This window comes from Paenibacillus sp. Marseille-P2973 (assembly GCF_018101095.1).
Taxonomy (GTDB): domain Bacteria; phylum Bacillota; class Bacilli; order Paenibacillales; family Paenibacillaceae; genus Fontibacillus; species Fontibacillus vini.
In genome coordinates this window covers 500,347-513,055 of sequence record NZ_JAGQEH010000004.1, presented here as the reverse complement: position 1 = coordinate 513,055, position 12,709 = coordinate 500,347, and the positions used below count along the sequence as shown (strand labels likewise).

At 48.8% G+C, this 12,709-nt stretch carries 12 protein-coding genes; 4 read left to right on the top strand and 8 right to left on the bottom strand.

Going from position 1 to position 12,709, the window contains the following annotated elements; genetic code table 11:
• The first annotated feature begins 224 nt into the window (after positions 1 to 224).
• Genes KB559_RS11845 through KB559_RS11835 form a run of 3 tightly spaced genes read left to right on the top strand, consistent with a single transcriptional unit; the run spans position 225 to position 2,704 of the window.
• Positions 225 to 467 (top strand): FeoA family protein, encoded by a 243-nt coding sequence (locus KB559_RS11845; protein WP_211022080.1) that lies wholly within the window; start codon positions 225 to 227, stop codon positions 465 to 467.
• Positions 464 to 2,488 (top strand): ferrous iron transport protein B, encoded by a 2,025-nt coding sequence (feoB, locus tag KB559_RS11840; RefSeq protein WP_211022078.1) that lies wholly within the window; start codon positions 464 to 466, stop codon positions 2,486 to 2,488. The genes KB559_RS11845 and feoB overlap by 4 nt, the downstream gene beginning before the upstream one ends.
• Positions 2,489 to 2,515: 27 nt before the next feature.
• Positions 2,516 to 2,704: a FeoB-associated Cys-rich membrane protein gene (locus KB559_RS11835; RefSeq protein WP_348772912.1), complete on the top strand. Its 189-nt coding sequence runs from the start codon at positions 2,516 to 2,518 to the stop codon at positions 2,702 to 2,704.
• Between the two features lie 84 nt (positions 2,705 to 2,788).
• Here KB559_RS11835 and KB559_RS11830 read toward each other — a convergent pair whose 3' ends face one another.
• The 8 genes from KB559_RS11830 to ilvB all read right to left on the bottom strand — a co-directional run bounded on the left by KB559_RS11830 (position 2,789) and on the right by ilvB (position 11,579).
• Positions 2,789 to 3,895: an ATP-binding protein gene (locus KB559_RS11830; protein ID WP_211022074.1), complete on the bottom strand. Its 1,107-nt coding sequence runs from the start codon at positions 3,893 to 3,895 to the stop codon at positions 2,789 to 2,791.
• A gap of 301 nt (positions 3,896 to 4,196) precedes the next feature.
• On the bottom strand, positions 4,197 to 4,619 hold the full coding sequence (locus tag KB559_RS11825) for a hypothetical protein (protein WP_211022072.1): 423 nt from the start codon (positions 4,617 to 4,619) through the stop codon (positions 4,197 to 4,199).
• Between the two features lie 242 nt (positions 4,620 to 4,861).
• Positions 4,862 to 5,407: a peroxiredoxin gene (locus KB559_RS11820; protein WP_211022070.1), complete on the bottom strand. Its 546-nt coding sequence runs from the start codon at positions 5,405 to 5,407 to the stop codon at positions 4,862 to 4,864.
• Between the two features lie 193 nt (positions 5,408 to 5,600).
• Positions 5,601 to 6,680 (bottom strand): 3-isopropylmalate dehydrogenase, encoded by a 1,080-nt coding sequence (gene leuB / locus KB559_RS11815; protein WP_211022068.1) that lies wholly within the window; start codon positions 6,678 to 6,680, stop codon positions 5,601 to 5,603.
• Positions 6,681 to 6,886: 206 nt separating this feature from the next.
• The gene (locus KB559_RS11810) at positions 6,887 to 7,996 is read right to left on the bottom strand and encodes a glycerol dehydrogenase (RefSeq protein WP_211022067.1); all 1,110 of its coding nucleotides are present in this window, start codon (positions 7,994 to 7,996) and stop codon (positions 6,887 to 6,889) included.
• 176 nt (positions 7,997 to 8,172) lie between these two features.
• Complete coding sequence (ilvC, locus tag KB559_RS11805) at positions 8,173 to 9,165, bottom strand: ketol-acid reductoisomerase (protein ID WP_211022065.1); 993 nt, start codon at positions 9,163 to 9,165, stop codon at positions 8,173 to 8,175.
• A 183-nt stretch (positions 9,166 to 9,348) separates the two neighbouring features.
• Complete coding sequence (ilvN, locus tag KB559_RS11800; RefSeq protein WP_211022062.1) at positions 9,349 to 9,834, bottom strand: acetolactate synthase small subunit; 486 nt, start codon at positions 9,832 to 9,834, stop codon at positions 9,349 to 9,351.
• Positions 9,831 to 11,579, bottom strand: coding sequence for a biosynthetic-type acetolactate synthase large subunit (ilvB, locus tag KB559_RS11795; protein ID WP_211022060.1), 1,749 nt, complete (start codon positions 11,577 to 11,579; stop codon positions 9,831 to 9,833). The genes ilvN and ilvB overlap by 4 nt, the downstream gene beginning before the upstream one ends.
• Positions 11,580 to 12,251: 672 nt before the next feature.
• On the opposite strand from ilvB, the gene KB559_RS11790 reads away from it, so the two are divergent.
• Positions 12,252 to 12,707, top strand: a complete 456-nt coding sequence (locus tag KB559_RS11790) for a GNAT family N-acetyltransferase (RefSeq protein WP_211022058.1) — start codon at positions 12,252 to 12,254, stop codon at positions 12,705 to 12,707.
• Positions 12,708 to 12,709: the final 2 nt, after the last annotated feature.

Genomic DNA, 12,709 nt, shown 5'->3' with positions numbered 1-12,709 from the left:
CCCTTTCCCTGTCTGTTTTACTTTCCATCTTACTTGAATCGAAATCAAAAAGTAAAGATGAAGAATCATTTTTAGGTATGATATTTATCACAGTTCGACTTTTCCTGCCATGATATATTGAATTGAATCCAATTGAGAGTGATTCTCAATGATTGAATGAAGACATATATACGTAAACATAAATGATTTTTTTAACATCCTAAAAAAGGAGCGAAAAATGACCGATGATACCATGCCAAAGCTGTTTAACAAGCTTACAACCCGGCAATTCGGGGTCCATCTGCAGATTCGGCAACATAGACCCCATTCTTAAGCGGCGCCTTGCCGACCTGGGCGTAGCCGAAGGTTCGAATATCACCGTCAAGCGTTGCTGCTTATGGGGTGGACCTATCCTGCTCGAATGCGACGGACAGCTATTGGGGATCCGTCAGAAGGAAGCGGCGAAGATTGAGGTGTCGGTATCATGAGCGGAGCTGCATTAATCGGAAACCCCAACACGGGTAAAACATCTCTGTTCAATACGCTTACAAGTTCATACGAGTATGTGGGCAACTGGTCCGGCGTGACCGTAGAGAAGAAAATCGGACAGCTCAAAGACAAGAGCGGCCCTCTTACCGATCTCCCTGGCATATACTCACTCCATCCTCTATCCCGGGATGAAGGCGTGGCCGCTGAATATCTGGTCATGGACTCCCCTTCCCTGCTCATCAATATCGTCGATGCCTCCCAACTTGAGCGGAATCTATATCTTACGATTCAACTGCTTGAATACGGTAAACCCGTCATTATCGGCTTGAACATGATCGATGTAGCGAAAGCCCGCGGGCTAGCTATCGACACGGCCTATCTATCGGAACGTCTTCATACTGAGATTGTGCCACTGATAGCCCGAACCGGAGCCGGAAGCAAAGAGTTGCTGTCATGCATGAACAAAACAGAAGAAAAGGATTTATCGCCCTGTTTTACGATACATTACGGAACCGTTATCGAAGAAGCCATTCTCGGTATTTCCCGGGAAGTAAATTCGGAGCTGACTTTCTCAGGCTTATCCCCTCGTTGGATTGCACTGCAAATACTTGAAGATAACCCCGCAGTGATGAACTCTTTAGCTCTTACAGAAGCGACTCTGTCCCGCATTCGGGCAATTAAGGAAGATGCGCTGAAACAGCTCCGCATGAAAGAAGATACGTCATCCCTACAGGATTACATCCGTTCCGTGCGTACGGAGATAATTCAGGACATCTGCGCATCCGCAGTCGATCAGTCGAACCGGAAACCGCATACTTTAACGGAAAAGATTGATACCTTCGCAGCCCATCCGGTATGGGGAATTCCGATCTTTCTGGCCTTCATGCTACTCACCTTCGAGCTGACCTTCGATTGGCTTGGCAACCCGCTCTCAGATCTGCTCGACGCCTTCATTTCCGGACCGTTAAGCACTCTTGTTGAGCAGGGGCTAACAGCAGTGGGTGCCTCCGGTTTTACACACGCCCTTATTATTGACGGCATCATCGGCGGGGTGGGCGGGGTTCTCGTATTTATGCCGCAAATATTCATTATGTTTCTGATTATCTCGTTTATCGAGGATTCAGGATACATGGCCCGGATTACTGTAATGATGGATAAATTAATGGAAATGGTCGGTTTAAACGGTAAAGCGCTAATTCCTTTTATTATCGGATTTGGCTGCAATGTTCCGGCGGTCATGGCTTCAAGAAGCATTGAACAGCCGAAGGAACGAATGCTGACCATGCTTTTGGTCCCGTTGATGTCCTGCTCCGCACGCCTTCCCGTTTATGCGTTGTTTGCCGGCATCTTTTTCGCAAATTCACAGGCTTTGATCGTTTTATCACTTTACGTGATGGGTATTGTGCTTACACTGGTTCTTGCCAAGCTGTTTTCCCTGTTCCTGTTCAAGGACAGCAAATCCTTCTTTATGGTCGAGCTACCTCCATACCGAATGCCACAGACGGTAACGTTATTCCGGAGCACCTGGGAAAAGGGAAAAGGCTTCCTGCGTAAAGCCGGAACCTTTATTCTAGGAGGCTCTGTCCTTATCTGGCTATTGACCTATCTCGGCCCGGGAGGAATCGCGGCAGAAATGGATGACAGCTTCCTGGCTTCCATCGGCGGTCTGTTCGCAGCCTTGCTGGAGCCATTGGGCTTTGGAACCTGGCAGTCGGGCGCCGCATTGGTTACCGGGTTTATGGCGAAAGAGGTCGTCGTTTCCACGATGAATATCATCTATCATGTGCCTGATATGGCTGGCCTTCAGGAACAGATTTCACTGGCTTTTACACCGCTACAAGCTTACAGTTTCATGGCTTTCGTCCTTCTTTACACACCTTGTCTGGCTACGGTAGGCGTGTTGCGCAAAGAGACGGCGTCATGGAAATGGACGTTGTTCTCTGTCGGTTATTCCTTGGTCCTCGCGTATACGGTGGCTGTAATCATTTATCAAGGCGGAAAATGGATCGGACTAACATAATTGCTGCATTTATTGATAAAGAAAGTAATGAAAGGAGTCTGTTCAATGGCTGATATTGTTATTATCACGATTGTTTTCTCTTATGCGGCGTTTGCTCTATACCGCGGAATCCGCAAAAGCAAAAAAGGGGCCTGCTCGTCCTGCTCCCAGCGGAAATCTTGTTCCGCGGTCTGCAGTGATTCTCCGGCACCGCCATCGACTCCTAAATCGAAATAAGCATCCTGCTTACTCGTTTGCATAATGAATAAAGGGGCTGCCCTGACGTGATTTCACGCCAAGGCAGCCCCTTTCTTAATATAACTATTGAACTAGCGGAAGGGAGATCACGAATACGGTTCCCGTGCCCTTCATACTATCGACGTAAATATTCCCCCTGTGATTTCTAATAATTCGGTAACTGACCGATAATCCCAGGCCAGTCCCTTTTTCCTTAGTCGTAAAGAACGGGTCAAACAAGCGGCTCAGCATCGCCTTCTCCATTCCGTTCCCGTTATCCCGGATTGAAATATTGACATATTTCCCGTCCGGCACGGCCTCTATCTCAATCATGCCGGCATGCTCCCCGCCGACTTCTTCGATCGCATCCATCGCATTTTTGATCATGTTGAGAAGCACCTGCTTGATCTGTTTTACATCAATCGATACCTTTAGACCCGCCTCAGCCTCTTTTAATTTAATTTCGCAACCCATCATGAGCGCCTCGCTCTCGGTCAGAAGAATGACCTCTTTTAAAAGGGATGCGATGCTTATCGCTACTTTTTGCGGGGCCGAGGGCTTCGAGGAATTTAAAAATTCATAAATAATATCGTTAGCCCGATCAATCTCATTTAAAATTATGCGGGCGTATTCATCCCTTCCTAACTGGACCAGATGAGGCCTGAGTAATTGTATGAACCCCCGGATCGCCGTGAGCGGATTACGGATTTCATGTGCGATCGCGGCCGAAATCTTCCCCAACATCGCCAGTTTGTCGTTCTGGTATGCCGTTTGTTCGATCTGCTTGAATTCGGAAACATCCTTGATGCTGAACAAATAATCGCCTTCCATTTGGTCTCCGTATGTAACTGTGGTCAACCAGTACCTGCCGTATTCATCGATCAGTTCATGATTCTTTTTGCGGTAAAAGATCGTCTCCCTATAAAGCCGTAAAATTTTTCTTTTCTTGAACTTGCTTAAATGCGGGTGTCGAAGCAACTGGAGCAAATTACAACCGATCAGAGAATGACGCGGAATTTCCAGCAGCCTGGCCATTTGCACATTAATAAAAGTCAAAACACCATCGCTGTCAAACAGCATAATACCACTGTCAAGATGTTGCAGTACGTTTTCGTACTTATTCTTAACAGACTCGGTTGATTGATACGCTTTAACGGACTGGAGCAATGTCTCCTGGAATTCGCTCAACAAGTCGGTTCCCCCTTTTTCTCCGAATGATCTTTCAGCCTCTGACGACAACTAACGATCACTATGCGGAAAGCCCATATCACCCAGATCTGATATGAGACTTCACCTCTCCATCTTGTTTCCTATTCCATGAGCTTGTCCTATTTATATAATAAATCGATGACGATTGACGGGCACGAAAACGGCCTATTTCAATCATAGTAAAGACTTCCAAATATCGTCAATCAGAGATACTGTCGAAAAAAAGGGGATACTCTCGCAAAAGCACAACTCTATAAAAAAGTAATAGCCCCCCGGTGGGGAGCTATTTCATCTCTCTGCTATTCTTTTGCAGCAATCTCGCTCTACGCCGGCTCATGACGGCCAGCCGCTTTTTGAGTTCATTTTCCCATTTCGTATCGCCGATCTGCTTTGCTACCGTCAGTAAGTCCAGCGACATGTCGATCTGACTCTGAACAACATCCAGCGGATCCTCATCCTCACGGTTCACGCAATTGCCGAAGATGGATTCCTCGTCTTCCATCACGAAATCCTGGAAATCGATCTCCGACAGTCCGTCGCCATGCGCATATTCGGCCAATACCTCATACTCGTTTTCCACTTTATAGTGAACTTCCACCCGATGGCACACCGGGCAAAATAGCAGGGGAACGTTATGAACCTGGGTCCGGTAATGCTTTAAAGTCCCTTTCGTTCCTATCATGCTTGCACCGCAGCAAAAACTCATTCCCCATCACCCTTTCCCATACAGGTTTTGTAAGACCTGGATTCCTTGAAAAGTCGATTGCATATAATTATTCGAGATCCAGCTTGTAAATTCCTCCAACAAATTGCTGCTCGTTCATTAAATAGGATAAGCTCAAACTTGTACTAAAATGCGTCCAGTCTGTATGCTCCGGAGATGCGGGCAAAAAGCCCCCTGCAAACGGCTTGCGTCTACAGGGGGCCTGAACAGCTATTTACTGGATATTACGCAAAGAGATTCTTGTCCCCTGGTTTCCAGTTCATCGGGCACAAACCACCGGATTGGAGGGCTTGAAGCACACGCAGAGTTTCTTCTACGCTGCGGCCTACATCATTGTGGTTTACCACTTGATATTTAAGCTCGCCATCCGGATCGATAATGAACAGTCCGCGGAGAGCTACGCCTTCCTCTTCGATCAAAACGCCGTAATCGCGGGCAACGCTCTTGGTAATATCCGAAGCCAATGGGAAGTTCAATTGACCCAAGCCATTGCTGTCTTTCGGAGTATTGATCCATGCCTTGTGGCTGTGCTCGGAGTCAACGCTGACACCCAAGATTTCAGTATCCAGGTCCTGGAATTGGGAGTAAGCTTCGCTAAGCGCCGTGATTTCTGTAGGACAAACAAATGTGAAATCCAATGGATAGAAGAAGAATACCAACCATTTACCTTGATAATCGGACAATTTCTTGCGTCCGAATTCCTTACCGTCACCGGTTACGATCGCCATATCAAAATCCGGTGCAGGTCTTCCAACCAAACGTTCTGCCATTTGAAAAGGCCTCCTTTTGAAATATGTAAGAAACTGATAAGTTTCTGTATACACATCATTCATTTTCAGTTCGAGACTACATTTCAAATGGTATCATTCGATAAAATCAAAGTCAATATTATAACCACTTCTTAATTATAATTATTATAATTAAGGTTTTATCTTGAACAATTCATCATTTATAAACGATATATTATTTCTTCATTGTTGCTACGATCAGGTCACCCATGGCTTTCGTGCCAATCGCTTTACTCTTGTCAACCGCGATATCGCCCGTACGGTGACCGGCATTCAGTACGTCCGAAACAGCGCGCTCAATCGCATCAGCCGCATCGGCATACCCGAACGTCATGCGGAACATCAGGGCTACCGAGAGGATTGTTGCGATCGGATTGGCCAGGTTTTGACCCGCGATATCAGGCGCAGAGCCGTGTACCGGCTCGTACAAGCCGAAGCTTCCTTCGCCAAGCGATGCCGAGGACAGCATGCCGATCGATCCGGTAAGCATCGCTGCTTCGTCGCTCAAAATGTCGCCGAACATATTTTCCGTAACGATTACGTCGAAGCTCGAAGGACGGCGAAGCAGCTGCATTGCGCAGTTGTCGACCAATACATGCTCCAGCTCGACATCCGGATATTCAGGAGCGACTTTGATTACGACCTCGCGCCATAAACGGGAGGTTTCCAATACATTGGCCTTGTCAACCGAAGCAAGCTTCTTGCGGCGTTTCTGGGCAATTTCAAACGCTTGGCGAACGATGCGTTCCACTTCGTTGACATTGTAGGCGCAAGTATCGACCGCTTCCTGTCCATTCTCTGTTTCGCGGCGGAATTTCTCGCCGAAGTAGATGCCGCCGGTAAGTTCGCGAACGACCATGAGGTCCGTCCCTTCCAACACTTCCGGTTTCAATGTCGAAGCATCCTTCAAGCAATCAAATACAACGGCCGGGCGAAGATTGGAGAACAGGCCGAGCGCTTTGCGAATTCCGAGCAATCCGGTTTCAGGGCGCAGTTCCTTAGGATTATTGTCCCATTTCGGACCGCCGACGGCTCCGAGCAGAACTGCATCCGCCTTCTGACAGACTTCCAGCGTTTCTTGCGGCAGCGGCGTTCCTTTCTCATCGATGGCGATGCCCCCGAACAAGGCATGCTCCGTTTCAAACCGGTATCCGAACAATTCCTCCGTACGTTTCAATACCTTTTCCGCTTCCGCAACAACTTCCGGTCCGATTCCGTCGCCGGCGATGACCGCGATTTTTTTCACTTCTGCCATATCAATACAACTCCCTTTCTCTCAGTAGCTCACTCGTAAAGATCCTAACCTAGTTGTATCATAACCTTTGACCAGAAAACAAAGATATAGAATCTATTAGATTAATAGGTTTTAACTATAAGCGATCTGTAGCTTTAGAAATTAAAAAAAAGCCGCTAATCGTTAGCGGCTTCAACACACTGAAGATCTGGAGTTTTTATTGGCAGTTACATTTCCTCATCATAAGCTTCGGCAAGCGCATTGGCGGCAACAATCGCATTGTAAACGTCATCCGGCGTTACGGGAAAAGGCATATTTCCCATCGTGTCGCCTTCCGCACAGGCATCCGCAGCCACTTGACGCCATTCTTCCTCAACGAACTTCTTAACTCCGAGATCTTGCAATGTCAACGGAAGTCCCACCTGTTTTACCAGTGAGATCACCATTTCGATTTCTTCATGGGGCGCATTTTCCAAGACGAGCTGAGCCAGCAGACCGAACGTCACCTTCTCCCCGTGCTGGGCATGATGCAGCGATTTGACGGCGGTCATTCCGTTATGAATGGCATGCGCAGCTGCCAACCCGCCGGATTCAGCTCCCACTCCGCTTAAATAAATCGTCGCTTCAATCGTGTTTTCTACCGCTTTGGTTACAACCCGGTTATCCACGGCAATTTTTGCTTGGACTGCATTCTCCAACAGGGTGTCATAGCAAAGTTTGGCGATTCCAAGACCGGTCAGCGAAGGCTTCATCAGAACCAAATTATCTCCCACCGAACGGTAGCAGGCTCTCGCTTCAAAATACGTGGCCAGAGCGTCTCCGATGCCCGCCGCAAAGAAACGGGCCGGCGCGGAAGCCAGGATGCCGGTATCGGCCAACACCACATCAGGATTGCTGGGCAGAAACAAATATTCGTCAAAAGAACCGTCAGGCTTGTAAATTACCGCCAGCGCCGTGCAAGGTGCATCCGTAGAAGCAATGGTCGGAAAAATAACGACCGGAAGCTTTTCGTAATAAGCAGTGGCTTTGGCCGTATCCAGCGTTTTCCCTCCGCCGATGCCAACGACGATATTGGCCCTCGCCTTATGGAGAAGATCGCGATGACGCTGAATTTCTTCCTTGGTGCATTCGTAATTGAATTTCTCAAATACGGATTTGCCCCCGCCTGCGGCAATGGATTGCCCCGCTTCCTTGGAGGCGCGTTCCAAAATAAATTCGTCGCAGATCACATAGGCACTGTCGCCGAAATGCTTCATATAGTCATAGATCGTCTCCAGCAAGTCGTGCCCGATAATAAACTTTTTGGGAGAGGTTACGGATTTTACGGTTTTGGTCATGTTGTCTTCTCCTTTTTACTTATCTGAATTCCTCAGAAATTCTGAGCCTCCAAGTTAAGTTGGACGATTCCGCTCCAAACTAAACATAAAACCGGACTTTCTTTCACGCAAAAAACGAAAAAAGGCTGCGGGTCCTTTGACTCCGCAGCCTTTACTATGTTCTTGTGCTAAATTTATTACTTTTTGATCCAGTGCATCAATCCGCGAAGCTCTTTGCCGACCACTTCGATCGGATGGTTAGCTTCGTTGCGGCGAGTAGCCGTCAGGAAGGCACGGTTCGATTGGTTTTCCAGGATGAAGTCGCGTGCGAATTTGCCTTGTTGGATATCGGACAGCACTTCTTTCATCGCTTTCTTCGTTTCTTCTGTAACTACGCGAGGACCTGTAACATAGTCGCCGTATTCCGCTGTGTTGGAGATGGAATCGCGCATCGTTGCCAAACCGCCTTCATAGATCAGGTCAACGATCAGCTTCAGTTCATGCAAGCACTCGAAGTAAGCCATTTCAGGAGCGTAGCCCGCTTCTGTCAGCGTTTCGAATCCGGCTTTGATCAGGGCGCTAACGCCACCGCACAATACCGCTTGCTCACCGAACAAATCAGTTTCGGTTTCTTCGCGGAACGAAGTTTCTATAACCCCTGCACGAGTACAACCGATACCTTTCGCGTAAGCAAGGCCGATTTCTTTAGCTTTGCCTGTAGCATCTTGATGAATTGCGATCAGACCTGGAACGCCAAAGCCTTCGACATAAGTACGGCGAACCATGTGGCCCGGCGATTTCGGAGCGACGAGCAAAACGTCGGTGTCCGGGGACGGTACGATTTGGCCGAAGTGAACGTTAAAACCGTGAGCAAACAACAGAGCTGCTCCCTTTTTCAGGTTTGGAGCGATTTCGCTGTTGTAAACAGCCGCTTGAGTTTCATCCGGCATCAGGATTTGAACAACATCCGCACGTTTTGTAGCTTCCGCTACAGGCAGAACTTCGAATCCGTCTTCCTTTGCTTTATTGAAGGATTTACCTTCACGAAGACCGATGATGACTTGAAGTCCGCTCTCGCGCAAGTTTTGCGCATGGGCGTGGCCTTGGCTGCCGTAACCGATGATTGCGATTGTTTTTCCTTTTAATACGCTTAGTTCTGCATCTTGTTCATAGTACAAAGTAACTGCCATTTCTAAAGCCCTCCCATAGTATGCGGGTATGCATAACGCATGTCCCAATGATTTTGAACCTCCGCCTGTTTGACGGGTGATTCAAAGGACCGGTCTTTGTCGCCGCTTCCTCGCGATCCTTTCAATCCCCCGCCAAACCCGGCGGAAATATTAGTAAAACTGCAATTTCTTATGTGCTGAAAATTAAGCGTTGCCTCGAATCATCGCGGTAACCCCTGTCCGGGACAATTCCCGGATTCCGTATGGATGCAGCAGTTCGATCATGGCATCGATCTTTTCCGTATCTCCGACCACCTGAACGATCATGCTGTTCGTTCCGATGTCGACGACCGCCGCGCGGAAGGTTTCAACTACGCCCATAATTTCCGGACGTTCCGCCGGTTCGGATTTCACTTTGATCAAAGCTAATTCCCGGCCAACCATCGGTTTGGAACTGAGGTTCACGACTTTGATAACATCGATCAGTTTGTACAATTGCTTCTCGATTTGTTCCAATGTTTTGTCGTCGCCTTGGGTCACAATGACCATCCGGGACAATCCTTCTTCCTCCGACTGGCCAACCGTAATGCTCTCGATGTTGAAGCCGCGCCGGCCGAAAAGGCCGGACACGCGCTGCAAAACACCAGGCTGGTCATTCACTAAAACGGCAATTGTATGGCTTGTCATCATTGTTCATCGTCCCCCATCAACATTTGATCAATGGTGGAACCTTGAGTAACCATCGGATATACGTTCTCGCCTTTGTCGACCACGAATTCCACCAATACCGGTCCCGGCGTCTCCATAGCTTCCTGCCATACCTTCTTGGCTTCCTCTTTGTTCGTCGCACGCAAGCCTTTGACGCCGTAAGCTTCGGCCAGCTTCACGAAGTCCGGGCTGCCTGCCAAGTCAATATGGCTGTAGCGGTTCTCGTAGATCAGTTCCTGCCACTGGCGAACCATCCCAAGCACCTGATTGTTGATTACAACGACTTTAACAGGAATCTTGTTAATTGCGCAAATCGCCAGCTCCTGAGCGCACATTTGCATGCCGCCGTCACCGTTGATGGAAATAACAAGCCGTTCGGGATGCGCCATTTGAGCACCGATGGCGGAAGGGAATCCGAAGCCCATCGTTCCGAGTCCCCCGGAAGTGATCCAGGAACGCGGCTGGTTGAACTTGTAATACTGGGCCGCCCACATTTGATGCTGTCCAACGTCCGTAGTTACGATCGCTTCTCCATTAGTCGTGTCGTTCAGAAGTTCGATAACCCACTGTGGTTTAAGTACAGTATCGGAATCTTTATACTTGAACGGTTTATCCTGTTTAGACTGATTGATTTGCGCTCTCCATTCGTCCGCTTTGTCCGCGCGGCCGACCAATGGGTTCAGCAATTCGAGAACCGTCTTCACATCCCCGACAATCGGGATGTCCGTCTTAACGTTCTTGCCGATTTCCGCAGGATCGATATCGATGTGCACGATCTTCGCCTTTGGAGCGAAGCCGTCGAGGCGTCCGGTTACCCGGTCATCGAATCTTGCTCCGATGTTGATCAAGAGATCGGATTGCTGTATGGACTGGTTCGCGGTATAAGTTCCGTGCATCCCAGGCATTCCCATCCAAAGCTCATGTCCGCTTGGAAATGCTCCAAGTCCCAGCAGAGTCGTCGTGATCGGGATTTCGGTCCGATTGACGAATTCGAGCAATGCCTCGTGTCCACCGGAATATACAACCCCGCCGCCAGCCAGGATGACCGGACGTTCCGCTTCCTTGATCGCCGAGGCCAGCTTGTCGAGCTGCAGCCGATTCGGAACGACAGTTGGATGATACCCCCGAAGATTGATGGTTTGCGAAGGCTCAAACAATGTTTTATTGGCCGAGACATCCTTAGGAATGTCGATCAGTACCGGCCCTTTGCGTCCGGTATTGGCAATGTGGAATGCCTCATGGATCACGCGCGGCAGGTCCTCTACGTCTCTGACCAGATAACTATGTTTTGTGATCGGCATCGTGATGCCGGTGATGTCGGCTTCTTGGAAAGCGTCCGTTCCGATCAGGCTGGAGACTACGTTCCCGGTAATGACGACGAGCGGAACCGAATCCATATAGGCTGTCGCGATTCCCGTCACGGTATTGGTAGCTCCCGGACCGGAAGTTGCGATGCAGACACCGACTTTGCCGCTTGCACGAGCATAACCGTCTGCTGCATGAATCGCTCCCTGCTCATGTCTTGTCAGCAGGTGATGGAAATCAGTGAATCCGTACAGCGCATCGTAAATATATAGCACAGCGCCCCCCGGGTACCCGAAGACGCATTCGACACCTTCCAAAAGCAAACTGCGAAGCAAGATTTCCGAACCGGTTATGACTTCCGGTTTCATCCATTTCTCACGTAATTGTTCTGTAGACCGCACTGCAGGAATTTGCGCGCTCATCAGTCATCCTCCTTCCAAAACTTAGGTATTTCTAAAATTTATTTGCCTTGTTATAACAAAAAAACCTTCCGTCCGCCGGAATAGTCTCCTATTCCGAGGGACGAAAGGTTTAGCTTCCGTGGTACCACCCATTTTCACCCAGTTCTTCACAGCACCGAGCCTTGACGAGTACAAGCAGTGACGCTTCTACCCGTGGTCTCTAACGCAGACCTGACGATTCTCCCTAATAGACTCATAGCAAACGGTGCCTAGGAACGCTTGCAGTTTTTCAGGAAAATAGCTCCGAGGTGAGCTCGCATTTAAGGGGTAATGGCGGATGGTCTCAGCAAATCCATCCACTCTCTGAGCAAAGAGCCCTTAAACCTTCGTCCTCTTCATCGCCGATTGATATAATCGTTAAAATGTTTAGACACATTATATGATTAGTTTACATCCAGAGTCAATACCCTTTTGAAAGACAGTTTAGAAACTCTCTCCCGAATCCGGATTTTGTTGGTCCGGGAATAGACCCTGCAATTCTGCCTCCGATCCCGTCCACCCTTGATTTCATCGGCTTCTTATTTCCGTCGGAACGCTTCCGCCCCCTCCTGTCATATGATAAAAGATAACGCCCACTTTTATGCATGTGGTGAGTCCGATCCGGTACTCACAGTGAGGAGGATTACGAGTGAAATGATACGCTACAGAAGGCCCAAACAAGATGACCCCGTGATCAACGACCTGATTCATAAGGAGCTTGTCCCCTATTCCCACCTGCCCCCCAATGAATTAAAGACGGTCATTAAAGATATTCCAAAGCGGCTTACCCGCGGGGTAACGCTGGTGGTTTCGCCCAACTATGAAGCCGACCCGGTGGCGTTCATCCACTTTATGGTGCACGGCGAGCTATTATATATCGACATGATGGCTGTTGCACCCGCGCACCGGCGTAACCGCCATGGCAAGACCTTGATGGCCCAGGCGGAAAATTTCGCCGGATCGCGGGGTTGCAAACGAGCCAAAGTCATGGTGGATCGGGACAATACCCGTGCCCACGTATTCTATCGCAATCTCGGTTACCATACGGTCCGCTATGTCCCATTGTCCCAATGTTTTGAACTCGAAAAGAAACTGCAGATTCGCTATTGATG